Raw genomic sequence first — 23,255 nt, forward strand, 5'->3', positions numbered from 1 at the left:
AGAACCCCTCGACAAGGTTCATCGTCCCAGCTCAGAAGGCACTTTCGTGTTGCCGCACAGAAACCGGTCCCACACCAAGCGAAACGGCGAGGTTAAGGGGTGGCATGTACGACCCGACCCGGCTGGCCGCGCTCGTCGCCGTGGCGGAGGCCGGTTCCATCACCCGGGCGGCCGCCCGGCTGGGCTACACGGCGCCGGCCCTGTCCCAGCAGATCGCCAAGCTGGAACGGGAGGCCGGGGCGGTGCTGGTGGTGCGTTCGCACCGCGGCGCGCGCCTGACGGCGGCCGGCGAGCTGCTCGCCGAGCGTGCCCGGCGGGTGCTGGACGAGATGGAGCGGGCACGGCACGAGCTGGCCGGGCTCTCGGAGCTCTCCGGCGGCCGGCTGCGGGTCGGCACGTTCACCACCGCCGGCATCCATCTGCTGCCGCCGGTGCTGAGCGCGTTCCGCCGCGCGTACCCGGGCGTCGAGCTCAGCGTCGCCGAGTACGAACCGCCGGGCGGTGTCTCCGCGGTGGCGACCGGGGAGGTCGACGTGGCGCTCACCCACACCTATGAACCGGCCGAGCGGGCCGCGCCGCCGTCGGGCGTGGTCGTGGAACCGCTGCTGGTGGAGGAGTTGGTGCTGGTGACGGCGCCGGGGCATGTGCTGGCCGGCGGTTCCGGCCGGCTGCCCGTCGGAGACCTGGCCGGTCAGCCGCTGATCAGCAGCGCTCCCTCGCACCCGCCCCGCAAGGGGGTCGAGGGCGCGCTCGCACGGGCCGGTGCGACGCCGGCCGTGGTGTGCGAGTCACCCGGCTACGCACTGGTGTGCGCGCTAGTCAGCGCGGGGCTCGGGGTGGCCGTCGTACCGGAGATGGTCGCCGCGATGGCGTCGACGCCTTTGCGGACGCGCCAGTTGGAGCCGGCCGCGTTCCGCCGGACGATCTCGGTGGCGCACCGGGGCGAGGACTCGGGCCCCGCCGTGCGGTCTCTGCGGGCGCTGCTGCGCGGCGCGTTCGGCAGGGCGGGCGCCCGTCCGGGGCCGGCCCCGCAGTGACGGGGTCGCGTGGCGTCGCGCGTCTGACGGCGGCAGTCAGCTTCGCACGGGGACGGACCAGGGCAGTGCGATCCAGACGGTCTTGCCGCCCTCCTCGGTGGGCGTGACGGACATCCGTCCGCGGTACTCCGCGGTGAGGGTGCGGATGATGACCATGCCGCGGCCGTTGTCCTGGCGGACGGCGGCGGGCAGCCGCTGCGGCCATCGCGGATGGCTGTCGGTGACGCCGATGCACAGCTCCTCGTCGCGTTCGAGCCGCAGGTCGACCGTGAACGTCGGCGACTGGCCGAAGGTGTGCTGAACGGCGTTGGTGGCGAGCTCGGACACGATCAGCCGGACGGTGTCGTCGGGCTCGAGCCCCCACTCGCACACGGCGTCCGTGACATGTCTCCGCGCGGCGGAGACCGAGGCCGGCTCGTTCGGCAGAGTGACGGATGTTTCCTGATGGTCTGCCATGGCGGCGCTGTCCCTTTCCCACCGCGGCCGGGCTCCGACTCGTCGCGGATGAAACGCGGGAACGGCCACGGATTACGCTTCCGCGTCAGAGTGCCACTTATCGTGCGTCAGGGTCGGGGATCCACCGAGATCAGTACATTTCTGTCGCTCGATGCGGTGAACTCTGCTACGGGCGAACGTATTTGAGCCCCCTGTACAGGCCCCCGCACAGGCCCCCCGGCAGAGGGGCCCGGCAAGGCGCGGCCGGCCCCGGCGGTCCGGCTCAACGGCCGGGCGCCGCCCCGATGATCACGGCGAGCGCCGCGTCGATCTGCCGCTCGGTGAGATCCGCCCGGGCGGTGAGACGGATACGGGAGATCCCGTCCGGCACGGACGGCGGCCGGAAGCACCCGACCACGAGCCCCGCCGCCCGGCAGTCCGCCGCCCAGCGCAGCGCCGCGTCCGGTGACGGCGCCTGTACGGAGACCACCGCGGCGTCCGGCCGGGCCGCGGTGAGCCCGGCGTCGGTCAGTCGCCGGTGCAGCGTCGCGGCGACCTCGCGGGCCCGGACCGCAAGGCGGGGCTCGCGGCGCAGCACCCGCAGGCTCGCGAGCGCGGCGCCGGCCGCGGCGGGCGCCAGGCCGGTGTCGAAGATGAACGTCCGCGCGGTGTTGACCAGGTGGTCGATGACCCGGGCCGGGCCGAGGACCGCCCCGCCCTGGCTGCCCAGGGACTTGGACAGAGTCAGCGTGGCGACGGTGCCCGCCGCGCCGGCCAGCCCGGCGGCGTCCAGGCCGCCCCGGCCGCCGTCGCCGAGGACGCCGAGGCCGTGCGCGTCGTCGACGAGGAGCGCCGCGCCGTGCTCACGGCAGGCGTCGGCGAGGCCCGGCAGGGGCGCGGCGTCGCCGTCGACGGAGAAGACCGAGTCGGTGACGGCGAGGGCCCGGCGGCCGGGGTGCGCGCCGAGCGTCTTGCGTACGGCCGCCACGTCGGCGTGCGGCACGACCGCCGTCTCCGCGCGGGACAGGCGACAGCCGTCGACGACGGAGGCGTGGTTGCCCGCGTCGGAGACGACGAGCGCGTCACGGCCGCTGAGCGCGGTGACCGCGGCGAGGTTGGCCGCGTAGCCGGAGGACAGCACGAGGGCCGCCTCGAAACCGCAGAAGTCGGCGAGCTCGCCCTCCAGTTCGGCGTGGAGTTCGGTGCTGCCCGTGACGAGCCGCGAACCAGTGGCCCCCGCGCCCCACCGGCGGGCGGCCCGGACGGCGCCTTCGGTGACCTCCGGGTGGCGGGTGAGTCCCAGATAGTCGTTGCTCGCAAGATCCAGCAGGTCGCTGTCGGCCGCGCGCGGCCGGAGCGTACGGACCAGGCCCGCGTGCTCGCGTCGGCGGGACTCGTCGTCGATCCAGTCGAAAGGATCCTGCGGCATGGTGGTCCGGTCCTTTTGTAGGCAGCGGACAGACCCTAGCCCGGCTCGGGCAGGCGTCGGGTGTGGCCATGCACACACCTCCAAACAGCGCTGTTGTGGAGTTCCTCCTTGGCCCGGGCCCGTGCCGTGCGCAAGGATCTGCGCCATGGACCTGCTGAACACGCTGGTGGAGAAGGGGCTGCGGCGCGAGCTGCCGACCCGTGAAGAAGCGCTCGCCGTACTGGCGACCTCCGACGACGACCTGCTCGAAGTGGTGGCCGCGGCCGGCAAGGTGCGCCGGCAGTGGTTCGGACGGCGGGTGAAGCTGAACTATCTGGTCAATCTGAAGTCGGGCCTGTGCCCGGAGGACTGCTCGTACTGCTCCCAGCGGCTGGGTTCGAAGGCGGAGATCCTCAAGTACACGTGGCTGAAGCCGGAGGAGGCATCCCAGGCCGCGGCGGCCGGTGTGGCGGGCGGCGCGAAGCGGGTCTGCCTGGTGGCGAGCGGGCGCGGCCCGACGGACCGTGACGTGGACCGCGTTTCGAAGACCATCGAGACGATCAAGGAGCAGAACGAGGGCGTCGAGGTGTGCGCCTGTCTCGGGCTGCTCTCGGACGGTCAGGCCGAGCGGCTGCGCGACGCGGGCGCCGACGCGTACAACCACAACCTGAACACGTCCGAGGGGACGTACGGGGACATCACGACCACCCACACCTACGCGGATCGCGTGGACACCGTCACCAAGGCGCACGCCGCGGGCCTGTCCGCGTGCTCCGGGCTCATCGCCGGCATGGGTGAGAGCGACGAGGACCTGGTCGACGTCGTCTTCGCGCTGCGGGAGCTCGACCCGGACTCGGTCCCGGTGAACTTCCTCATCCCCTTCGAGGGCACACCGCTCGCCAAGGAATGGCACCTGACACCGCAGCGGTGTCTGCGCATCCTCGCGATGACCCGGTTCGTCTGCCCCGACGTGGAGGTCCGGCTCGCGGGCGGGCGCGAGGTGCATCTGCGCTCGATGCAGCCGCTCGCGCTGCACCTCGCCAACTCGATCTTCCTGGGCGACTACCTGACCAGCGAGGGCCAGGCCGGCCAGGCCGACCTGGACATGATCACGGACGCCGGTTTCGAGGTGGAGGGCACGGACACGACGACCCTGCCCGGCCACCGCGCGGCGGGCGGCGGCTGCGGGTCGGTGTGCGGCGACGGTGACGGGAGCGGCGAGGGCGGCTGCGCGAGCGGCGCGCCGGCCGAGGCGGCCGCCTCGGCGGCGGAGCCGGCAGCGGAGCCGGCCGCCCGTACGGACCTGGTGGCGGTGCGCCGCCGGGGCGCCGGGACGGACCTCGCGCCCAATGCCTGACCTCACCCCCGGCGAGCTGCGGGCCCTGGACCGGGCCCACGTCTGGCACCCGTACGGCCCGATGCCGGGCCGTACGGACCCGCTGGTCGTCGAGTCCGCCTCGGGCGTCCGGCTGCGGCTCGCCGAAGAGGTGCACGGGCAGCGCGAGTTGATCGACGGCATGTCGTCCTGGTGGTCGGCCGTGCACGGCTACAACCACCCGGTCCTCAACGAGGCGGCGACCGCGCAGCTCGGGCGGATGAGCCATGTGATGTTCGGCGGGCTCACCCACGAGCCCGCCGTGCGGCTGGCCACCCGTCTGGTCGAGATCACCCCGGAGCCGCTGCGGCACGTCTTCCTCTGCGACTCGGGCTCGGTGTCCGTCGAGGTCGCGGTCAAGATGTGCCTCCAGTACTGGCGCTCGGTGGGCCGCCCCGCGAAGCAGCGGCTGCTGACCTGGCGCGGCGGCTACCACGGGGACACCTGGCAGCCCATGTCGGTGTGCGACCCCGAGGGCGGCATGCACGAGCTGTGGCAGGGCGTCCTGCCCCGCCAGCTCTTCGCGGACGCGCCGCCCGCCGCGTACGAGGAGTCGTACGCGCAGGGCCTGCGCGACCTGATCGCCCGGCACGCGGACGAACTGGCGGCGGTCATCGTGGAGCCCGTCGTCCAGGGCGCGGGCGGTATGCGCTTCCACTCCCCCGAGTATCTGCGGGTGCTGCGGGAGGCGTGCGACGAGTACGGCGTGCTGCTCGTCCTCGACGAGATCGCGACCGGCTTCGGCCGCACCGGCACCCTGTTCGCGGCCGGGCACGCGGGGATCTCGCCGGACGTGATGTGCCTGGGCAAGGCGCTGACCGGCGGCTATCTGACGATGGCGGCGACGCTGTGCACGTCGCGGGTGGCGGAGGGGATCTCGCGGGGCGAGGTCCCGGTGCTGGCGCACGGCCCGACGTTCATGGGCAACCCGCTGGCGTCGGCCGTCGCCTGCGCCTCGATCGACCTGCTGCTCGGCCAGGACTGGCAGCAGGAGGTGAAGCGCCTCGAGACGGGCCTGCGGGACGGGCTCGCCGAGGCGGCCGCACTGCCGGGCGTACGGGACGTCCGCGTCCTCGGCGCGATCGGCGTCGTCCAGCTCGACCACGAGATCGACATGGCCGCGGCGACGGAGGCGGCGGTCCGGGAGGGCGTCTGGCTCCGCCCGTTCCGGGACCTCGTCTACACGATGCCGCCGTACGTCACGGACGACGCGGATCTGGCGCGGGTGTGCCGGGGGGTGCGGGCGGCGGTGGGGGCGGGGTGACGGTCGCGGGTGCGGGTCGCCTGCGGCGGGCTTGTTCCCCTCCCCGCCCCTTCCCGCTGTACCGCATGTGCGGCATGTGCGGCATGTGCGGCTCCGCCGCGTGGCGGGGCAGGCCCCGGACCCCGGTACCGCGCTCCGCGCGGTCGCCTCAATCGCCGGCCGGGGGCACTCCCCCTACGCCTGGCGGCGTGGGAGGTACCCCCACCCGCGGCCGCCGGGCCGTAGGGGGAGTTCGAGGCGCGGGGTTCGGGGCGGAGCCCCGCCAAGACCGGCCAACCCGGCCCCGCCGGCGTTCGAGGCGCGGGTCCGGGCAGAGCCCGGTTTCGGGAAGGGCCGGGGTGGGGGTAAGCGCAGTCGGAACGGATGAAAGGCACGGACGCGCATGGCAGTGATCGTCGTCACCGGAACCGGGACCGAGATCGGCAAGACCGTCGTCACCGCGGCCCTCGCCGCCGCGGCCCTCGCGCAAGGGCGGTCCGTCGCCGTCGTGAAGCCCGCGCAGACCGGCGTCGGGCCGGGCGAGGACGGCGACGTCGACGTGGTGCGGCGGCTCGCCGGGGACGTGACGCGAAGGGAACTCGCCCGCTACCCCGAGCCGTTGGCGCCCGCCACCGCCGCCCGGCGGGCCGGGCTGCCTCCGGTGCGCCCGCACGACGTCGCCGAGGCAGCCGCGAAGCTGGCCACCGAGCACGACCTGGTGCTGGTGGAGGGCGCGGGCGGCCTGCTCGTACGGTTCGACGACGACGGCGCCACTCTCGCCGACGTGGCGGCGGAGCTGGCCGCCCCGGTGCTCGTCGTCGCCCCCGCCGGGCTCGGCACGCTGAACATGACCGCGCTGACCGCGGAGGCGCTGCGTACGAGGGGCCTGGAGCAGCTGGGGGTCGTGGTCGGGAGCTGGCCGGGCGAGCCGGATCTCGCGGCCCGCTGCAACCTGGCCGATCTGCCGGACGCGGCGGGCGTCCCGCTGCTGGGCGTCGTCCCGGCGGGCGCGGGCTCGCTCGCGCCGGTCGAGTTCAGGCGTGGCGCCGCCGCCTGGCTGGCGCCGTGTCTCGGCGGCCGGTGGGATGCGGGGGCGTTCGCCGCCGCCGTAGGGTGAGTTCCATGCGTGCCAGGATCGACGAGCTCGTCCTCGACTGCCACGACCCCGCCCGGCTGGCGCGGTTCTGGGCCGCGCTGCTGGGCGGCGATCCGGTGGACCGGTCCGACGACTGGTCGTACATCGATCCGCCGGAGTTCGTACGCCTCGCCTTCCAGCGGGTGCCGGAGGGCAAGTCGGTCAAGAACCGGCTGCATCTCGACCTGGACGCGGGCGACGTCGACGCCGCGGCGGACGAGGCCGTCGGGCTGGGCGCGGTGCGCCTCGGCGCGGTCGTCACCGACGACCACGGCCGGTTCCAGGTGCTGCGCGACCCGGAGGGCAACGAGTTCTGCTTCGTGGCACCGCTCGACGCCTGATCGGCGCCGGCCGGGGGGAGAATGCCGGTGACCGGCCAGTCCGTCCCGGGAGGCCCCCATGGTTCCGATGGCTCAGCGCGGCACGAAAGTCCCCAAGGACGCCGTCCACCATCCGGTCTTCGCCCGTTTCTACGCGAAGGTGAGTGTGAGCGCCGACCTCAAGGGCGGCATCGCCGCCCACCGGGCCGAGCTGCTGGACGGGCTGTCGGGCCGGGTGATCGAGATCGGCGCGGGCAACGGTCTGAACTTCGCGCACTACCCCGCCGCCGTCTCCGAGGTGGTCGCTCTCGAACCGGAGCGCTCCCTGCGGGAGCTGGCCGTTCAGGCCGCGCTGCGCGCCGAGGTCCCGGTGGACGTGGTGCCCGGCGCCGCCGAGGCCCTGCCGGTCAAGAGCGAGGGCTTCGACGCGGCGGTCGCGTCGCTGGTGCTGTGCACCGTACGGGACCTGCCGCGGGCACTGTCCGAGATCAAGAGGGTCCTGCGCCCGGGCGGAGAGCTGCGGTTCTTCGAGCACGGGCTCGCGGACGGCCGCGGCCTCTCGACGGCGCAGAAGGTCCTGGACCGCACCGTGTGGCCGCTGCTGTTCGGCGGCTGTCACACCGCCCGCGACCCGATCGCCGCGATCGAGGAGGCCGGGTTCGAGCTCGGCCCCTACCGGCGGTTCCGGGTGCCGGGCAGCGGGCCGCAGCTGCCGACCTCGCCGTGCGTCCTGGGCGTCGCGCGCCGTCCACGGGAGCGGGAGGCGGGCCGGTAGGCCGGTCGCCGGCGCGTCACTCGCTCCAGTTCCGCAGCTCCTCCGCGATGCGGGCGACGTCGGCGTCGCCGTCCTTGACCAGCCGGGCCAGGTCCCGCACCTGCTCGGGCGAGGTGACGACCTTCAGGCCGCAGGCGACGAGATAGCCGTACGCGACGGCCGAGGCGAACATGGCGTTGGACCGCTCCAGCGCCGGCACGTGCAGCAGCAGTTGCAGCAGGGCGGCGGCTCTGGCGGCCGGGTCGGCGTAGACGGGGACGCCGAATATCTCCGCCTCGTGACGGCTGACGGCGGCGACGAGCGCACCCCAGTCCGTGACCTGCGGGTCGCCGGGGGTCTTGTGCTCGGCCACCATGAGCAGCCAGGCGAGGTCGATCCGCAGGCTCAACGCTTGTCGCCGAACTCCTCGGCGAAGACCGACTCGTACTGCTTCATGAAGTCGGCCGCCGCGTCGACGAAGGTGCGTCCCGCTTCGCCGGCGTCCTGCTTGACGAGTTCCTCGATGTACCGGTTCATGCTCACGCCGCGTTGCAGCGCCCGCTGCCGGGCGGTCTCCGCGGTGGACTCGTCCACGCGTACGTTCAGCTGGGTCTTGGCCACACCCTCAAGCTAGCGCGAGGCCACTAGCACCCGCAAGAGCCCACTCCCCTCTCCCGCCGGGCGGCCGTCTCACACCGCGAAAGCCGGTGGCGGGTCCGGCACGCGACATGCTTGGCTCGCGGCCATGACCGACGCGCCGACCAGCACCGTGACCGACCTGCGCATCCGCGACGCCGCTCCCGAGGAGGCCGCGGCCGTGCTCGCCTTCTGGCAGCAGGCGGCGGAGGGCACCAGCATCACCGACGACGTCGACGGCGTCACGCGCCTGATCGCCCGCGACCCCGAGGCGCTCATCCTGGCGGAGCTGGACGGCGTCCTCGTGGGCTCGGTGATCGCCGGCTACGACGGGTGGCGCTGCTCCCTGTACCGGCTGGCGGTGCTGCCCTCCCACCGCCGGCGCGGAATCTCCACGGCCCTGCTGGCGGCCGCCGAGGAACGGTTCGTCGCGGTGGGCGGCCGGCGCGGGGACGCGATGGTGCTCGAGGCCAACGAGCGGGCGCACCGGGCGTGGGCGGCCGCCGGGTACGAGCGCGAGGACCACTGGCGCCGCTGGGTCAAGCCCTTGGCTTGAGGATCTGGGCGGTCGCGGGGCGCGGGGGCCCTTTGCCCGTCCTTTACTATGGGGAGCACTGTCCACTCCCCGTATGAAAGGTGTGAGCGTCCGTCCATGGGCGAGCCTCCCAGTAGCCGACATCGCGCAATCCTCCTCCCGCTGTCCGATCATGGGACGGAGGTGAACCGATGACCGAGTTGCTTCTGCTCGCTGTGGCGGTGCTGCTCTCCCTCGCCTGCGGGGCCTTCGTCGCGGCGGAGTTCTCCCTCACGACGGTGGAACGCGGCGAGCTCGAACGGGCCGTGGAGCGGGGCGAACGCGGCGCGGCCGGTGCGCTCAAGGCCGCACGCAGCCTCACGTTCCAGCTGTCCGGCGCCCAGCTCGGCATCACCGTCACCAATCTGGTCGTCGGCATGCTCGCCGAGCCCTCGGTCGCCAAGCTCATCCGCGGCCCGGTGGAGGACCTCGGCTTCTCCCCCTCCGTCGCCTCGTCCGCGGCGCTGGTCATCGGCACCGGGCTGTCGACCGTCGTGCTGATGGTCGTCGGCGAGCTGGTCCCGAAGAACTGGGCCATCTCCTCACCGCTGGCCGTAGCCAAGGTCGTCGCCACGCCGCAGCGGATCTTCACCGCCGCGTTCCGGCCGCTGATCGCCCACCTCAACAACACCGCGAACCGCCTCGTGACGCGGCTCGGCATGGAACCGACGGAGGAGCTCGCCTCGGCACGCAGCCCGAAGGAGCTGATCGCGCTGGCCCGCCACTCGGCGAAGGAGGGCGCGCTGGAGGCGGACACCGCCGAGCTCTTCGTCCGCACCCTCGGCCTCGGTGAGCTCACCGCGGAGAACGTGATGACCCCGCGCGTACAGGTCACGGCCCTCGAGGTGCAGGCCACGGCCGAGGACGTCGCCAACGCGACCCGGGCGACCGGCCTGAGCCGCTTCCCGGTCTACCGGGGCAGCCTCGACACCGTCGTCGGCATCGCCCACATCAAGGACGTACTGGCCGTGCCCGCGCAGAACCGGCCGCGGCTGCGGGTCTCCGAGCTGCTGCGCGAACCGGTGCTGGTGCCGGAGTCGCTGACCGTCGACCGGCTGCTCGACCGGCTGCAGGGCAGGTCCACCATGGCCGTCGTCATCGACGAGTACGGCGGCACGGCCGGGGTGGTGACCATGGAGGACATCGTGGAGGAGGTCGTCGGAGAGGTACGCGACGAGCACGATCCGCACGAGACGCCCGACCTGGCCCCGGCCGGCGAGGACGCCGACGGGCGGTCCCTGTGGTCCGCCGACGGCGCGGCGCGCACCGACCAGCTGGCCGCCATCGGGCTGCGAGTGCCGGACGGCCCGTACGAGACACTCGCCGGACTCGTCGCCACCGAGCTGGGGCGCATCCCCGCCGAGGGCGACGTCATCGACATGGCCGGCTGGCAGCTCGACGTCACCGACGCGTCCGGGCGGCGGGCGGCGCGGGTGCTGATGCACGCGCCCCTCGCGGCGGCCGTCGCGTCCGACGAGTTCAGGGAGGCGGGACGATGATCGCGATCCAGCTCTTCGTCGGCCTGCTGACACTCGTCCTCAACGCCTTCTTCGTCGGCGCGGAGTTCGCGCTGATCTCGGTGCGGCGCAGCCAGGTCGAGCCGGAGGCGCAGGCGGGCAACCGCCGGGCACGCAGCGTGCTGTGGGGTCTGCAGCACGTCTCGGCGCTGATGGCGGCCGCCCAGCTGGGCATCACGCTGTGCACCCTGGTCCTCGGCATCGTCGCCGAACCGGCCATCGCGCATCTGCTGGAGCCGGCCTTCGACGCGGTGGGCGTGCCGCACGGAGCCGTCCATCCGATCTCGTTCGTCATCGCCCTGGCGCTCGCGACGTATCTGCACATGCTGCTCGGCGAGATGGTGCCGAAGAACATCGCCCTCGCGGAGCCCCTGCGCAGCGCGCTGCTGCTCGGGCCGCCGCTGGTGGCGACCGCACGGGCGCTGCGGCCGGTGATCTTCACGATCAACGCGCTGGCCAACGGTCTGCTGAAGCTGCTGCGGGTCGAGACGAAGGACGAGGTCACCGCTACCTTCTCCGACGCCGAGCTGGCGAGCCTCGTCCAGGACGCCGGCGAGGCCGGCCTCCTCGACGACCGCTCCGCGGAACGCCTCCGCGACGCCCTCGAACTCGGCCGCAGGCCCGTCCGTGACGTGGTCCTGCCCATCGAACGCGTGGTGTACGCGCAGGCCGGCACGACGCCGGAACAGCTGGAGGGCCTCTCCGCGGAGTCGGGCTTCTCCCGCTTCCCGGTGGTGGACGCGGGGCGCCGCATCCTCGGCTACCTGCATGTGAAGGACGCGCTGGACGCGGCGCCGCGGGACGTCGCCTTCCCGGTCTCGGCGATGCGGCCGATCGCCCGGGTGCGGGCGACGACCCCGCTGGACGACGTCCTCACCGCGATGCGGCGCAGCCGCACCCACCTGGCGGCGGTCCTCGACGAGGACGGGCGGCCGGAGGGGCTGGTGACGATGGAGGACATCCTGCGGGAGCTGGTGGGGCGCCCGGACTGAGGGGAGACGTCGCGGGTGCGGGTGGCTGGGCCTGCGGCGGGCTGTTCCCCTGCCCGCCCCTTCCCGAAGTCCGGGGCATGCCCCGGACTTCGGTGGCCGTCCTGCGCGCGGGCCGGGCTGGAGTTGCCCGGGCTGGTGTACCGGCCAACTCCAGCCTCGCCGGGGGCACCTCCCACGGCCGCCAGGCCGTAGGGGGAGTTTGAGGCGCGGGGCTCGGGGCGGAGCCCCGACAACCGGGCCCTCCCAGCGCCGGCGAAAGGGGAGCACTCACCCTTTCCATGATCAACATATAGCGCACCGGGGGGCTTGCGGCAAGGCCCCCGTCGTGCCGCAGAATCAGCCGCCGAAGCCCGGATCTGACCCCCGAGACGCGCGCGCGGGCCAGGGCCGTGGCCGGCACGTTCCGCACCGACGGGGCGACGGTGGCCGCGCAGCTGCTGCTCGGCGATTGATCACGGGTGGTGGACCGCGGTCCGGTGACACGTCGCCGGAGACCTCCTAGAACGCCGTCACCGCGAGCCACCCGTCGAGCGCCCCACGGTCCCCCTCGACCGTGAAGCGGGCCGGCTCCGGAGCGCGGCGGCCGTAGAGCAGGAGGAGCAGGTCCGCCGTCGTGGCCGCGACCGTGACCGGCGCGGCCGACGCCGTCTTCGTCCACGAGAACCCCGCCCCGCCGAAGGCGATGGTCCACGCCGCGCCGGTGTCCCGCGCGAGGAGCGAGACCGAGCCGTCCGGCAGCGACCGGATCGGTTCCGTCATCCACGTGTAGTGCGGCAGGTTCTCCAGGAACTCCTCGATGCCGTCCGCCGCGGTCCCCGGCGCGATACGGGGTTCACGGCCGAGCGCCAGTTCCGCGTCCGCGAGGTGGATCACCGCTTCGAAGAGGAGGCGCCGCGGGTAGAAGGCGACCCGCCGGTCCGCCCCGTAGGACCACATGGGCAGGTCAGGGTCCACCTTGCGCACAGTACGCAGGGCGGCTTCGGCGCCGCGGGCCGTCCAGTCCGGGTAGGCCGCCGGCTCGTCCGGCAGGTCGAGGGGGACGTCGCGGGCCCAGACGCGTTCGGTGGCCCGCGTCCGTACCACGTGTTCCGCCCAGCGGTGGGTGGTGCCGTGGTGCTTCACCAGGTCGGCGATGGTCCAGCCGGGGCAGGTCGGGACCGGGGTCGCCGGGTCCGCGCCCCGTACGGTCCGGACGAACTCGCCGACGAGGCGTTCGACGGCGTCGCAGTACCGCTCGTGCTGGTCGTCGTCCAGTCCGAAGCCGTCCGGCACGCGGAGCAGTTCGTCGCGCCACCCGCCCTCGGGGTGGCGGCCGGCCGCCCCGCGGACGAGTGTCGCGAGCTCGCGGCGGTCGGCGGGCGGCAGTCTGTCCAGCAGGAATCCGGTGGATTCCAGCCACTTCACCGCGGTGTCGGGGTCGAGCACGTCGTCGTCGCAGGTGTCGATCAGGGTCACCACTTCGGCCAGCGCCTCGGCCAGCGCGTTGAGCAGTGCGTCACTCACGAAAGCTCCCCTCCGGATACGGAACCGAGGGACCCTACCGCGCGGTACGATCGCTGCGCCATGGAGATCAATGCCAACTACACCAGTTTTGTCGCGGTCGGTGACTCATTCACCGAAGGCATGTCGGACCGGCTGCCCGACGGCTCGTACCGCGGCTGGGCGGACGTCCTCGCCGGCCGGCTCGCGGCCCGCACCCCCGGTTTCCGCTACGCGAACCTCGCCGTACGCGGCAAGCTGATCCGGCAGATCGTCGACGAGCAGGTCGACCTCGCCGCCTCCATGGGCGCCGACGTGGTCACGCTGGTCGGCGGGCTGAACGACACCCTGCGACCCAAGTGCGACATGGTCCGGGTGCGCGACCTCCTCGAGGAGGCGGTGGAGAAGCTCGCGCCGTCGTGCGGTCAGCTGGTGCTGATGCGCAGCCCGGGCCGCGCGGGCCCGGTGATGGAACGGTTCCGCCCGCGCATGGAGGAACTGTTCGCCCATGTCGACTCCCTGGCGGCGCGGCACGGGGCGCTCGTCGTCGACCTCTACGGCTGCGCCGCCCTGAGCGACCAGCGGATGTGGGACGCCGACCGGCTGCACCTGACGACCGAGGGTCACCGCCGGGTCGCGGAGGCGGTCTGGCAGGGACTCGGCCTGGACGCCGAGGACGACTGGCAGGCTCCGCTGCCGCCCGCGCTCCGCGGGAACTGGGCGGCGCGGCGGGTGGCCGACGCGCAGTTCGCCCGCCGACACCTGGGGCCGTGGATCGGGCGGCGGCTGACCGGCCGTTCCTCCGGCGACGGCAGGCCCGCGAAACGGCCGGAACTGCTGCCGTACGAGCCCGGCCTGACGTCCGCCGCCGACACCTGACCCCCACGACCGCCCTCGTGATCTCCTCGTAGCAAGCCACAACGAAGGGCGGGGCGCTGAGCTGCGCGAACCCACAGTAGAATCTGGTCACGTGACTGCTGTGTCTGCGAAGCCTCGCATCCCCAATGTTCTGGCCGGCCGCTACGCCTCCGCGCAGCTTGCCGTGCTCTGGTCCCCCGAGCAGAAGGTCAAGCTGGAGCGTCAGCTCTGGCTGGCGGTGCTGCGCGCGCAGAAGGACCTCGGGATCGAGGTGCCGGACGCGGCGCTCGCCGACTACGAGCGGGTGCTCGACCAGGTCGACCTGGCGTCCATCGCCGAGCGCGAGAAGGTCACCCGGCACGATGTGAAGGCCCGTATCGAGGAGTTCAACGCCCTCGCCGGCCATGAGCACGTCCACAAGGGCATGACCTCGCGTGACCTCACGGAGAACGTCGAGCAGCTCCAGGTCCGGCTGTCGCTGGAGCTGATGCGGGACCGTACGGTCGCGGTGCTGGCGCGGCTCGGCAAGCTGTCGGGCGAGTACGCGGAGCTGGTCGTGGCCGGCCGCTCGCACAACGTCGCGGCGCAGGCGACGACGCTCGGCAAGCGGTTCGCGACCGCCGCGGACGAGCTGCTGGTCGCGTACGGGCGTCTGGAGGACCTGCTGGGCCGGTACCCGCTGCGCGGGATCAAGGGCCCGGTCGGCACCGCGCAGGACATGCTCGACCTGCTGGGCGGGGACACCGCGAAGCTGGCGGACCTGGAGCAGCGTATCGCCGCCCACCTGGGCTTCGCCCACGCGTTCACCTCGGTCGGCCAGGTGTACCCGCGTTCGCTGGACTACGACGTTGTGTCGGCCCTGGTGCAGCTCGCCGCCGCGCCCTCGTCGGTGGCGAAGACCATCCGGCTGATGGCCGGCCACGAGCTGGTCACCGAGGGCTTCAAGCCGGGCCAGGTCGGCTCCTCCGCGATGCCGCACAAGATGAACACCCGCTCCTGCGAGCGCGTCAACGGTCTGATGGTCATCCTGCGCGGTTACGCGTCGATGACCGGCGAGCTCGCCGGTGACCAGTGGAACGAGGGCGACGTGTCCTGCTCCGTGGTCCGCCGAGTGGCGCTGCCGGACGCGTTCTTCGCGCTCGACGGGCTGCTGGAGACGTTCCTGACGGTGCTCGACGAGTTCGGCGCGTTCCCGGCGGTCGTCGCCCGCGAGCTGGACCGGTACCTGCCGTTCCTCGCCACGACGAAGGTCCTCATGGGTGCGGTCCGCGCCGGCGTAGGCCGCGAGGTGGCGCACGAGGCGATCAAGGAGAACGCGGTCGCGTCCGCGCTCGCCATGCGGGAGCAGGGTGCGGAGCGCAACGAGCTGCTGGACAAGCTGGCCGCCGACGAACGCATCCCGCTGGACCGCGCCCAGCTGGACGAACTGATGGCGGACAAGCTGTCGTTCACCGGCGCGGCGGGTGACCAGGTGGCCTCGGTGGTCTCCCGGATCGAGGAGATCGCCAAGCAGCACCCGGAGGCCGCCGCCTACACCCCGGGCGCGATCCTCTGACCCGCCCCACCCCCGCCGAGCTGGAGGCCGCTCGCGACCGCGTCATCGAGGACGTGGTCGCGGACGGTCTCTCAGTACTGTTCTGCGGCATCAACCCGGGGCTGATGTCGGGCGCCATGGGGCACCACTTCGCCCGGCCCGGCAACAGATTCTGGCCGGTGCTGCACCTGTCCGGTTTCACCCCGCGGCAGTTGAAGCCGTCGGAGCAGCGCGAGCTGCTCTCGTACGGCCTCGGCATCACCAATGTGGTGGCGCGGACGACGGCACGGGCCGACGAGATCAGAGACGAGGAGTTCCGCGAGGGCGGCCGGCTGCTGGCGGCGAAGGTGGCGCGGCTCGCGCCCCGTTGGCTGGCCGTGGTGGGCGTGACGGCGTACCGCACGGCGTTCGGGGAGCGCTCGGCCCGGATCGGTCCGCAGGAACGGACGATCGGCGGCACGCGGGTGTGGGTGCTGCCCAACCCGAGCGGGCTCAACGCCCATTGGACCGCGCAGACGATGGCCGAGGAGTACGGGCGGCTGCGAGAGGCCGCCGCCGGCCGGCCCTGAGGCCCCGGCCGGACGGGTTCCGCGTCCGCGGCCGTCCGCACCGTCCGGCGACCGCCACTTTCGCGCCACACGGCGGCGGAAGTGGCGTGATTAGACGTTGCCGGTCCGTTTCGGGAGGCGCAGCCTGAAAGGCATGGGAGCGCTCCCACGACGCCGCGGGAGCGCCCGCACCGTCGGAACCCCCAAGAAAGCCGACACTCCCCCACGGAAAGAAGGCGATCATGGATTGTCATGCACACTACAAGCACCGCGGTCTGACGCTCGTCCTCACGACCCTTGTCGCGGCGCTGCTCAGCCTGATCCCCTGGAGCGGCACCGCCGTCGCTCACGGGTCGGTCGTCGACCCGGGATCGCGCAACTACGGCTGCTGGCAGCGCTGGGGCAGCGACTTCCAGAATCCGGCCATGGCACAGCAGGACCCGATGTGCTGGCAGGCATGGCAGGACAACCCGAACGCCATGTGGAACTGGAACGGCCTCTACCGCAACGGCTCCGGCGGCAACTTCCGTGCGGTCGTCCCGGACGGGCAGCTGTGCAGCGGCGGCCGGACCGAAGGCGGCCGCTACAACTCGATGGACACCGTGGGCGCGTGGAAGACCACGGACATCGGCTCGGACTTCACCGTCAAGCTGTACGACCAGGCCAGTCACGGTGCGGACTACTTCCAGGTCTACGTCTCGCGGCAGGGTTACGACCCCACCACCCAGCCCCTGCGCTGGAGCGACCTCGAACTGGTCGCCCGCACCGGCCGGTACGGACCCAGCCAGAACTACTCGATCCCCGTCAGCACGTCCGGCTACAGCGGTCGCCACGTCGTCTACACGATCTGGCAGGCCTCGCACATGGATCAGACCTACTTCCTGTGCAGTGACGTGAACTTCCGCTGATCCGGCGGTCACCGAGCGGTCCCGCCGGACGGCGAGCACCGTCCGGCGGGACCGCCCGTGCCTCACGTACCGCCGCCGCCCGCTGCCGCACCGCACCGCACCGCACCGCACCGCACCCGCGACCTGCCCGCCGACCGGAACAAGCATCCCCGTCACTGGAGCCGACATGCCAAGACGCCGCTGGGCAGGGCCCCTTCTGCTCGCTCTCCTGCTGCCCGCCCCCACCCTGCTGTCCGCCGCCACGCCACCGTCAGCCGCCGCCGCGACCGTCGACACGACAACGGACACGGCGACCGTGCCGCTGCCGTCGCTGAGCACGACCACCACCCAGGTGGCATCCGGGCTGAGACGGCCCACCGCCATCGCCGCACCCGACGACGGCACGGGCCGGCTGTTCATCACCGAGAAGCCCGGTACCGTCCGCGTCTACCACCCGGACACCGGCCTGGACCGGACCCCGCTCATCGACATCGCTGCGGCCGTGGACCAGTCGGGCAACGAGCGCGGCCTGCTCGGCATCGCCCTCCCGGCCGACTTCGCCGACAGCCAGGACCTGTACCTGGCGTACACGGCTCTGCCCGACGGCGCGGTCACGCTCGCCCGCTACCGGCTCGACGAGTCCCGCCTGGAGGTCCTGCTCTCCCAGGAGCACGCCGAGTTCAGCAACCACAACGGCGGACAGCCGGCGTTCGGCCCCGACGGCAACCTGTACTGGAGCATCGGCGACGGCGGCGGCTCCGCGGACCCGCTCGGCGCCGGGCAGCGGCTCGACACCCTGCTGGGCAAGATCCTGCGTATCGACGTGAGCCGCGCCTGCGCCCCGCTCCCCTACTGCGTTCCCGGTGACAATCCCTTCGCCGGCGCCTCCGGCGACGCCCGCGAGGAGATCTGGCTGTACGGGCTGCGCAATCCGTGGCGGTTCTCCTTCGACGGCGACGACGGCTCGATGTGGATCGGCGACGTCGGCCAGGGCAGATGGGAGGAGATCGACCATCTCCCGGCCGGGCAGGGAGGGCTGAACCTCGGCTGGTCCTGCTACGAGGGTCTGGAGAGGTTCGAAGGCGGTCACTGCGCGCCCGGCGAGACCTACACCGAGCCGGTCTTCACGTACTCCCCCTACACCGGCGGCTGTTCGGTCATCGGCGGCCATGTCTACCGGGGCCGTCAGTACGCCGACCTGGTCGGCGGCACCTACATCGCCACCGACTACTGCTCGTCCACGGTCTGGGCCCTGCGCCCCGACGGCGGCGGCGGCTACGAACAGGCCGAGATCGGGGAGATGCCGACCCAGGTGACGTCGATCGGCACGACGGCCGACGGGGAGTTCTACGTGGTCAACGACCTGCCCGGCGGCCTGCACCGGGTGTCCTTCCAGCGGGAGGAGCCCACCTGCCGGGTGGACCGCACCGTGCGGGCCTGGGGCACCGGAACGACGGTCGACCTCACCGTCACCAACACCGGCGGCACGGCGGTGAGCGGCTGGACCCTCGCGTTCCCGCTGGCCCTCGGGCAACAGGTCGTCTCCGACTGGAACACCGACCTGACTCAGGGAAGCAACACGATCGCGGCGGCCAATGCCCCGTACAACGCCGCCATCGCGCCGGGCGCGAGCATCACCCTGGGATACCTCGCCGACCACACCGGTGACGCGTCACCACCGCCCCGGTTCACCTTGAACGGGGACGCCTGCGCAGTCGGCCGCTGAGCCGCCCCGCAGGCCGCCGCCCCGCGGGCCGCCGACCGCCGTCGCGCCGAGCTTGCAAGGCCCTCCCTAAGGCGGGTCCACGTCGGTGACGACGGCGATCAGGCGGTACTCGTCCTCGCCCTCCGCGCGGGAGACGCCGACGGCCGTCCAGTGGCTCCCGACCCGCCACAGGTGCAGGTCCTCGACGCAGTGGCTCAGCTCGTCCCACGGCGCGGGTATCTCCTCCCCGCAGATGCTGCCGACGAGCACCGACCACAGGGCGAACCACTGGCCCTCGCCCCAGCGGCTGCTCAACGCGGTGACCAGTGCCTCGCACTCCGCCTCGTACGGCTCGCGTGAGCGGCCGGCCGCGCGGTCGGAGGCGTCCAGGGCGTCCGCCGGTATGCGCAGATGGCCGATGTGGTACCCCGGGCCGCTGTCGCCGAGTCGCGACCGCTCGCGCTGCGCGGGGAAGGTGCGGCCGCGCAGCCGGTCGATCGCAGCGAGGTGCTGTGCCGTGGTCATGGACCCATTGAACCTGCCGCCACTGACAGTTGGGGCGCCGTCACCCGTTTCGCGGCGCCGCCCGTCCGGGCCGGTGGCCCGGCGCGGCGCCGGCAGCGAGTACGATCCGGCCAGAGGTGGCACGAGCGGGGAGGACACACGTGGGGCGGCTGACCGGCGGGGATCCATCGCTGCTGCGGCGGATCAACTCCGCGGTGGTACTCCATTCCCTGCGCGGCGCCGAGTCGCCCACGCTCACGGACCTGACCCGGATCACCGGCCTGTCCCGGCCGACGGTGGAGGGTGTCGTCGAGGGGCTGATCGCGGCCGGGCTGGTCGTCGAGGCCGTGCCGGACGAGAGCGAGGCCCGGCGGCAGGGGCGGCCGGCGCGGCGGTTCCGGTTCCGTGCGGAGGCCGGCCACCTGCTGGGTATCGAGATCGGCGCCCACCGTGTCGCGGCGCTGCTGTCGGGTCTGGACGGGCGGATCATCGGGGCGGGTTCGCGGGACGTCTCCGAGCGGGCGAGCGCCGACGACCGGCTGGAGCGCGTACGGGCCGTGGTCGCCGACCTGCTGCGGCGCACCGGTGTGGCGCGCAGCAGTCTGCGCGCGGTGGGCGTCGGATCGCCGGGGATCGTCGAGGCCGACGGGACCGTACGGCTGTCGACGGCGCTGCCGGGCTGGACGGGGCTGCCGCTGGGTGAGCGGCTGCGCAGATCGTTCCGGTGCCCGGTGCTGGTGGAGAACGACGCCAACGCCGCCGCGGTCGCCGAGCACTGGAAGGGTTCGGCGACGGACTCCGACGACATCGTGTTCGTACTGGCGGGGCTGAGCCCGGGCGCGGGGTCCCTCATCGGCGGGCGGCTGCACCGCGGTTACGGCGGAGCGGCGGGCGAGATCGGCGCGCTGCATCTGCTGGGCCGGGACGAGACGCCGGAGGAGCTGCTGTCGACGACCGGTGAGCCGCTGCACCCGTTGGACGAGCAGGCGGTGGCGGACGTCTTCGCGCTCGCCAGGAGCGGTGACGCAGGAGCCCGCGCCGCCGTCGACCGGTTCAACGAGCGCCTGGTGCACGACGTGGCGGCGCTGGTGCTGGCGCTCGACCCGGAGGTGGTGGTGATCGGCGGCTGGGCGGCCGGTCTCGACGGGGTGCTGCCGCCGCTGCGCGACGAGCTGTCGCGCTACTGCCTCCGGCCGCCGCGGGTGACGCTGTCCCTGCTCGGCGAGGCGGCCGTGGCGACGGGCGCGCTGCGGCTGGCGCTGGACCATGTGGAGGAGCAGCTCTTCGCCGTCGAGGGAACGGTGACGGCCCGCCGCTGAGCAGTGCGGCGGGCCGGAACGAAAGCTGCGGACGCCCTGGGACGGGCCGGTCGCGTCAGGACGCGCGGCGCTCCTGGCCGTGGTGGCTGATCTCGACGTCCCCGCCGAAGGTCAGCCGGCAGGTGTCGGCCCGGTACGTGGCGACGGACACCGCTGCGGTGCGGCCCTCCGAGAAGTACCGCGTCGTGACGACGAGGACGGGCGCGCCCGGCAGGCGGTCCAGTTCCTTGGCGTCGACGGCGCCCGCGGACCCCAGCTCGACGGCGCGGTCCTGGCCCTCCAGGCCGAGGCGCTGCAGTTCGCGCAGAACGCTGCGGGCGAGCGCCGGTCCTGACGGCGCCTCGATCGCGGGCAGGTCGGGCACGGACACCGACGGCACGTAGAGCAACTCGGCGGCGACGGGCTGGCCGTGGCTCATCCGGAGCCGGCGCACCGTGTGGACCGCTTCGTCGGTCTCCGTGTCGAGCAGCCGGGCGACGGCCGCCGACGGCACGGCCACGGTGCACTCCGCGGCCTGCCAGGCGTCGTCGCCGGTGCCGGGCCAGTCCTGGCGGGAGGTGGTCACGTCCACGCCCATGCGCGGCGGGGCGACGGTCGTGCCGACGCCGCGGCGGCGCTGCAGACGGCCTTCGAGCTCGAGCTGTTCGAGCGCCTGCCGGAGCGTGGCGCGGGCGACGCCGAAGCGTGCGGCGAGGTCCCGTTCGTTGGGCAGGATCTCGCCGACGGTGAAGTCGGTGTCGAGTGCTTCGGCGAGCACGGTCCTGAGGTGCCAGTACTTAGGCTCCGGCACCGATTCCAGCTGCGTGGTCCCCACCCTGATCCTCCACGATCGCCGTACCGTCGGCTGCTTTTCCGCGCCCTTGTTTATTAAAGGTTCCTGCACTATCCCTGCGACCATAGGACGGGCCTCCCCCTTGGTCAAGACCAATCCCCTCGATGTCACGCAGTGCAGCGGTCCGGATTCACAGAGCGTTCACGTGGCCTTCGTACTGAGGTTGTCGCGGGCAGCACAAGACCCCGCGGCCGGATACGGTCACGGGGTCCGACGTGCGGTGACGGTGGGGTCAGGGGGCGCCGGGCAGGACGAGCGCGGCGAGCTTGTCCGGGTTCCGGATGATGTAGACGCATTGGATGCGTCCGTCCAGTACCTCCACCTGCAGGACGGTGTCCGGCCTGCCCCCCGAGAGGACGATCAGGGCGGGCGCGCCGTTGAGTTCGACGACGCGGACCTCCACGTCCGGAATCGGCTCCTGGGCCACGGCGACGAGGAAGCGGCCGACCTTGTCCGCGCTCTCGATGACGCGCAGCGGCGCCTTGGACTTGCCGCCGCTGTCGCCGACCAGCCGCACGTCCGGGGCGAGCAGGGAGAGCAGCCCGGCCAGGTCGCCGCCGGCGGCGGCGGACAGGAAGCGTTCGGTGAGCTCACGGCATTCGGCGGGGTCCACGTCGTACCGGTGCTTGCGCTCGTCCACGTGCTGGCGCGCCCGTGCGGCCAGTTGCCGCACGGCCGCCTCCGACTTGTCGAGCGTGGCCGCGATCTCGGCGTAAGGGAAGCCGAACGCCTCGCGCAGCACGAACACGGCGCGCTCCAGCGGCGAGAGCGACTCCAGCACGACGAGCACGGCGAGCGACACGGAGTCGGCGAGGACGGCCCGTTCGGCCGTGTCGGGGACGGACGGGCCGAAGTCGGTGGCGATGGGCTCGGGCAGCCACGGGCCGACGTACGACTCGCGGCGGGACTGGACGTGCCGCAGCCGGTCGATCGCGAGGCGGGTGGTGGTCCGTACCAGATAGCCGCGCGGCTCGCGTACGTCCTCGCGGTCCTGGGCCGACCAGCGCAGCCAGGCCTCCTGCACCACGTCCTCCGCGTCGGCGATCCGGCCGAGCATGCGGTAGGCGACGCCGGTCAGGACGGGCCGGTGTTCTTCGAAGACGTCGGTCACGGTGTCTGTCGCCACTCCTCAATCCCAGCCCACCAGGCGCCCGCTGTCCAGCAGGTTCCGGTGCGGCGCGCGGCACATCGGGGCCCGGGGCGGGGTCTGCCTCTTGAAGTCGGAGCTACTGAGCGGTAATTGTTACTGACAGCCTGTCTACAACAGTGCGAGGCAAGGGGAGCGTGCAGGATGGCCGCAGAGATCTCGTTCGCCGTCAAGGCCGCCAGGGGCAGCCGTACGCTGTCCGTCACCTACGAGCGCAGAGGCGCCGGCGAACCGCTGCTCCTCCTCCACGGCATCGGCCACCACTGGCAGGCCTGGGAGCCGGTGATGGACATACTCGCCGCCGACCGCGACGTCGTCGCCGTCGACCTGCCCGGGTTCGGCGCGTCCGCCGCGCTGCCGGACGGCGTCCCGTACGACCTGGGCACGGTGTCGGCGGCGCTCAACGCCTTCTGCGAGAAACTCGGCATCGACCGGCCCCATGTCGCCGGCAACTCCCTCGGCGGGCTGCTCGCTCTCGAGTTGGGCCGCGAGAAGCTGGTCCGCTCGGTGACCGCGCTCTCCCCGGCCGGCTTCTGGTCGGAGGCGGAGCGGCGCTACGCCTTCACCACCCTGCGCGCGATGCGGTTCGGCGCGCGGACCATGCCGCTGCCCGTGATCGAGCGGCTGTCGCGCTCGGCAGCGGGGCGTACGGCACTGGTCAGCACCATCTACGCGCGGCCCGGCCGCCGTTCACCCGAGGCCGCCGTCGCAGAGACCCGCGCGCTGCGGGACGCGACCGGCTTCCACGAGACGCTCGCGGCCGGAGGCAGCGTGCTGTTCACGGACGACGTCCGCGACATCCCGGTCACCATCGCCTGGGGCGCCAAGGACCGGCTCCTGCTGCGCCGCCAGGGCATACGCGCCAAGCACGTCATCCCTCGCGCCCGCCTCGTTCGACTGCCCGGCTGCGGCCACGTCCCCATGAACGACGACCCGGCCCTGGTGGCCCGCGTACTGCTGGACGGCAGCGCCTGACGCCAGGACTCGCCGCCGTCGGCGCGATCCTGGGAGGGCCG

General features: G+C 72.9%; 24 protein-coding genes. 16 read left to right on the forward strand and 8 right to left on the reverse strand.

Going from position 1 to position 23,255, the window contains the following annotated elements; translation table 11 throughout:
• Window positions 1-104 precede the first annotated feature (104 nt).
• Window positions 105-1,037, forward strand: coding sequence for a LysR family transcriptional regulator (locus ACFYOP_RS29540; RefSeq protein WP_356896796.1), 933 nt, complete (start codon window positions 105-107; stop codon window positions 1,035-1,037).
• A 36-nt stretch (window positions 1,038-1,073) separates the two neighbouring features.
• On the opposite strand, the gene ACFYOP_RS29545 is transcribed toward ACFYOP_RS29540, so the two are convergent.
• The gene (locus ACFYOP_RS29545; protein ID WP_356896798.1) at window positions 1,074-1,493 is read right to left on the reverse strand and encodes an ATP-binding protein; all 420 of its coding nucleotides are present in this window, start codon (window positions 1,491-1,493) and stop codon (window positions 1,074-1,076) included.
• 262 nt (window positions 1,494-1,755) lie between these two features.
• The gene (locus ACFYOP_RS29550) at window positions 1,756-2,901 is read right to left on the reverse strand and encodes an 8-amino-7-oxononanoate synthase (protein ID WP_356896800.1); all 1,146 of its coding nucleotides are present in this window, start codon (window positions 2,899-2,901) and stop codon (window positions 1,756-1,758) included.
• 145 nt (window positions 2,902-3,046) lie between these two features.
• Here ACFYOP_RS29550 and bioB point away from each other — a divergent pair, with 145 nt between their 5' ends.
• The 5 genes from bioB (at window position 3,047) to ACFYOP_RS29575 (ending at window position 7,728) form a co-directional block, all read left to right on the forward strand.
• Window positions 3,047-4,237, forward strand: a complete 1,191-nt coding sequence (bioB, locus tag ACFYOP_RS29555) for a biotin synthase BioB (RefSeq protein WP_356896802.1) — start codon at window positions 3,047-3,049, stop codon at window positions 4,235-4,237.
• Complete coding sequence (locus tag ACFYOP_RS29560; protein ID WP_356896804.1) at window positions 4,230-5,519, forward strand: adenosylmethionine--8-amino-7-oxononanoate transaminase; 1,290 nt, start codon at window positions 4,230-4,232, stop codon at window positions 5,517-5,519. Before bioB ends, ACFYOP_RS29560 begins: the two co-directional genes overlap by 8 nt.
• Window positions 5,520-5,901: 382 nt before the next feature.
• Window positions 5,902-6,615 (forward strand): dethiobiotin synthase, encoded by a 714-nt coding sequence (gene bioD, locus ACFYOP_RS29565; RefSeq protein ID WP_356896806.1) that lies wholly within the window; start codon window positions 5,902-5,904, stop codon window positions 6,613-6,615.
• A gap of 5 nt (window positions 6,616-6,620) precedes the next feature.
• Window positions 6,621-6,974: a VOC family protein gene (locus ACFYOP_RS29570; RefSeq protein WP_356896808.1), complete on the forward strand. Its 354-nt coding sequence runs from the start codon at window positions 6,621-6,623 to the stop codon at window positions 6,972-6,974.
• A gap of 67 nt (window positions 6,975-7,041) precedes the next feature.
• Window positions 7,042-7,728 carry a class I SAM-dependent methyltransferase gene (locus tag ACFYOP_RS29575; protein WP_356897038.1) on the forward strand — a complete coding sequence of 229 codons (687 nt, stop codon included), beginning with the start codon at window positions 7,042-7,044 and terminating at the stop codon, window positions 7,726-7,728.
• Between the two features lie 16 nt (window positions 7,729-7,744).
• On the opposite strand, the gene ACFYOP_RS29580 is transcribed toward ACFYOP_RS29575, so the two are convergent.
• Both ACFYOP_RS29580 and ACFYOP_RS29585 read right to left on the reverse strand, forming a co-directional pair.
• Complete coding sequence (locus ACFYOP_RS29580) at window positions 7,745-8,116, reverse strand: fic family toxin-antitoxin system, toxin component (protein ID WP_356896810.1); 372 nt, start codon at window positions 8,114-8,116, stop codon at window positions 7,745-7,747.
• Window positions 8,113-8,328 (reverse strand): antitoxin, encoded by a 216-nt coding sequence (locus ACFYOP_RS29585; protein WP_356896812.1) that lies wholly within the window; start codon window positions 8,326-8,328, stop codon window positions 8,113-8,115. Before ACFYOP_RS29585 ends, ACFYOP_RS29580 begins: the two co-directional genes overlap by 4 nt.
• A 148-nt stretch (window positions 8,329-8,476) precedes the next feature.
• On the opposite strand from ACFYOP_RS29585, the gene ACFYOP_RS29590 reads away from it, so the two are divergent.
• From ACFYOP_RS29590 to ACFYOP_RS29600, 3 genes are all read left to right on the forward strand, one after another.
• Window positions 8,477-8,899 carry a GNAT family N-acetyltransferase gene (locus ACFYOP_RS29590; protein ID WP_356897040.1) on the forward strand — a complete coding sequence of 141 codons (423 nt, stop codon included), beginning with the start codon at window positions 8,477-8,479 and terminating at the stop codon, window positions 8,897-8,899.
• 170 nt (window positions 8,900-9,069) lie between these two features.
• On the forward strand, window positions 9,070-10,416 hold the full coding sequence (locus tag ACFYOP_RS29595) for a hemolysin family protein (protein ID WP_356896814.1): 1,347 nt from the start codon (window positions 9,070-9,072) through the stop codon (window positions 10,414-10,416).
• Window positions 10,413-11,426, forward strand: a complete 1,014-nt coding sequence (locus tag ACFYOP_RS29600; RefSeq protein WP_356896816.1) for a hemolysin family protein — start codon at window positions 10,413-10,415, stop codon at window positions 11,424-11,426. The genes ACFYOP_RS29595 and ACFYOP_RS29600 overlap by 4 nt, the downstream gene beginning before the upstream one ends.
• Window positions 11,427-11,924: 498 nt before the next feature.
• Here the strand turns inward: ACFYOP_RS29600 and ACFYOP_RS29605 are convergent, their stop codons facing one another.
• A complete protein-coding gene (locus ACFYOP_RS29605) occupies window positions 11,925-12,929 on the reverse strand; it encodes a maleylpyruvate isomerase family mycothiol-dependent enzyme (RefSeq protein ID WP_356896817.1) in 1,005 nt (334 codons plus the stop codon).
• A 60-nt stretch (window positions 12,930-12,989) separates the two neighbouring features.
• On the opposite strand from ACFYOP_RS29605, the gene ACFYOP_RS29610 reads away from it, so the two are divergent.
• From ACFYOP_RS29610 to ACFYOP_RS29630, 5 genes are all read left to right on the forward strand, one after another.
• Complete coding sequence (locus ACFYOP_RS29610; protein ID WP_356896819.1) at window positions 12,990-13,784, forward strand: SGNH/GDSL hydrolase family protein; 795 nt, start codon at window positions 12,990-12,992, stop codon at window positions 13,782-13,784.
• 91 nt (window positions 13,785-13,875) lie between these two features.
• The gene (gene purB / locus ACFYOP_RS29615) at window positions 13,876-15,318 is read left to right on the forward strand and encodes an adenylosuccinate lyase (protein ID WP_356896821.1); all 1,443 of its coding nucleotides are present in this window, start codon (window positions 13,876-13,878) and stop codon (window positions 15,316-15,318) included.
• Window positions 15,315-15,866, forward strand: a complete 552-nt coding sequence (gene mug / locus ACFYOP_RS29620) for a G/U mismatch-specific DNA glycosylase (RefSeq protein WP_356897042.1) — start codon at window positions 15,315-15,317, stop codon at window positions 15,864-15,866. Before purB ends, mug begins: the two co-directional genes overlap by 4 nt.
• Window positions 15,867-16,087: 221 nt before the next feature.
• Window positions 16,088-16,753 carry a lytic polysaccharide monooxygenase gene (locus ACFYOP_RS29625; RefSeq protein ID WP_356896823.1) on the forward strand — a complete coding sequence of 222 codons (666 nt, stop codon included), beginning with the start codon at window positions 16,088-16,090 and terminating at the stop codon, window positions 16,751-16,753.
• A gap of 166 nt (window positions 16,754-16,919) precedes the next feature.
• A complete protein-coding gene (locus ACFYOP_RS29630) occupies window positions 16,920-18,458 on the forward strand; it encodes a PQQ-dependent sugar dehydrogenase (protein WP_356896825.1) in 1,539 nt (512 codons plus the stop codon).
• 66 nt (window positions 18,459-18,524) lie between these two features.
• Here ACFYOP_RS29630 and ACFYOP_RS29635 read toward each other — a convergent pair whose 3' ends face one another.
• Window positions 18,525-18,962, reverse strand: coding sequence for a hypothetical protein (locus tag ACFYOP_RS29635; RefSeq protein WP_356896827.1), 438 nt, complete (start codon window positions 18,960-18,962; stop codon window positions 18,525-18,527).
• Window positions 18,963-19,102: 140 nt separating this feature from the next.
• Here ACFYOP_RS29635 and ACFYOP_RS29640 point away from each other — a divergent pair, with 140 nt between their 5' ends.
• Window positions 19,103-20,260, forward strand: coding sequence for an ROK family transcriptional regulator (locus tag ACFYOP_RS29640; RefSeq protein WP_356896829.1), 1,158 nt, complete (start codon window positions 19,103-19,105; stop codon window positions 20,258-20,260).
• 55 nt (window positions 20,261-20,315) lie between these two features.
• On the opposite strand, the gene ACFYOP_RS29645 is transcribed toward ACFYOP_RS29640, so the two are convergent.
• Both ACFYOP_RS29645 and ACFYOP_RS29650 read right to left on the reverse strand, forming a co-directional pair.
• On the reverse strand, window positions 20,316-21,074 hold the full coding sequence (locus ACFYOP_RS29645) for a GntR family transcriptional regulator (protein ID WP_356897044.1): 759 nt from the start codon (window positions 21,072-21,074) through the stop codon (window positions 20,316-20,318).
• A gap of 250 nt (window positions 21,075-21,324) precedes the next feature.
• On the reverse strand, window positions 21,325-22,218 hold the full coding sequence (locus ACFYOP_RS29650; RefSeq protein ID WP_356896831.1) for an RNA polymerase sigma-70 factor: 894 nt from the start codon (window positions 22,216-22,218) through the stop codon (window positions 21,325-21,327).
• 165 nt (window positions 22,219-22,383) lie between these two features.
• Here ACFYOP_RS29650 and ACFYOP_RS29655 point away from each other — a divergent pair, with 165 nt between their 5' ends.
• On the forward strand, window positions 22,384-23,214 hold the full coding sequence (locus ACFYOP_RS29655; RefSeq protein ID WP_356896833.1) for an alpha/beta fold hydrolase: 831 nt from the start codon (window positions 22,384-22,386) through the stop codon (window positions 23,212-23,214).
• Window positions 23,215-23,255 lie beyond the last annotated feature (41 nt).

This window comes from Streptomyces sp. NPDC006294 (assembly GCF_042870895.1).
In the GTDB taxonomy this organism is placed as follows: domain Bacteria; phylum Actinomycetota; class Actinomycetes; order Streptomycetales; family Streptomycetaceae; genus Streptomyces.

What these genes read in the sequence shown, in the direction of transcription:
- ACFYOP_RS29655 (WP_356896833.1), top strand. Translation starts at nt 22,384, where the DNA reads ATGGCCGCAGAGATCTCGTTCGCCGTCAAGGCCGCCAGGGGCAGCCGT.
- ACFYOP_RS29595 (WP_356896814.1), top strand. Translation starts at nt 9,070, where the DNA reads ATGACCGAGTTGCTTCTGCTCGCTGTGGCGGTGCTGCTCTCCCTCGCC.
- ACFYOP_RS29625 (WP_356896823.1), top strand. Translation starts at nt 16,088, where the DNA reads ATGGATTGTCATGCACACTACAAGCACCGCGGTCTGACGCTCGTCCTC.
- ACFYOP_RS29560 (WP_356896804.1), top strand. Translation starts at nt 4,230, where the DNA reads ATGCCTGACCTCACCCCCGGCGAGCTGCGGGCCCTGGACCGGGCCCAC.
- ACFYOP_RS29540 (WP_356896796.1), top strand. Translation starts at nt 105, where the DNA reads ATGTACGACCCGACCCGGCTGGCCGCGCTCGTCGCCGTGGCGGAGGCC.
- ACFYOP_RS29610 (WP_356896819.1), top strand. Translation starts at nt 12,990, where the DNA reads ATGGAGATCAATGCCAACTACACCAGTTTTGTCGCGGTCGGTGACTCA.
- bioB (WP_356896802.1), top strand. Translation starts at nt 3,047, where the DNA reads ATGGACCTGCTGAACACGCTGGTGGAGAAGGGGCTGCGGCGCGAGCTG.
- bioD (WP_356896806.1), top strand. Translation starts at nt 5,902, where the DNA reads ATGGCAGTGATCGTCGTCACCGGAACCGGGACCGAGATCGGCAAGACC.
- ACFYOP_RS29630 (WP_356896825.1), top strand. Translation starts at nt 16,920, where the DNA reads ATGCCAAGACGCCGCTGGGCAGGGCCCCTTCTGCTCGCTCTCCTGCTG.
- ACFYOP_RS29545 (WP_356896798.1), bottom strand. Translation starts at nt 1,493, where the DNA reads ATGGCAGACCATCAGGAAACATCCGTCACTCTGCCGAACGAGCCGGCC.
- ACFYOP_RS29550 (WP_356896800.1), bottom strand. Translation starts at nt 2,901, where the DNA reads ATGCCGCAGGATCCTTTCGACTGGATCGACGACGAGTCCCGCCGACGC.
- ACFYOP_RS29575 (WP_356897038.1), top strand. Translation starts at nt 7,042, where the DNA reads ATGGCTCAGCGCGGCACGAAAGTCCCCAAGGACGCCGTCCACCATCCG.
- ACFYOP_RS29635 (WP_356896827.1), bottom strand. Translation starts at nt 18,962, where the DNA reads ATGACCACGGCACAGCACCTCGCTGCGATCGACCGGCTGCGCGGCCGC.
- ACFYOP_RS29570 (WP_356896808.1), top strand. Translation starts at nt 6,621, where the DNA reads ATGCGTGCCAGGATCGACGAGCTCGTCCTCGACTGCCACGACCCCGCC.
- ACFYOP_RS29600 (WP_356896816.1), top strand. Translation starts at nt 10,413, where the DNA reads ATGATCGCGATCCAGCTCTTCGTCGGCCTGCTGACACTCGTCCTCAAC.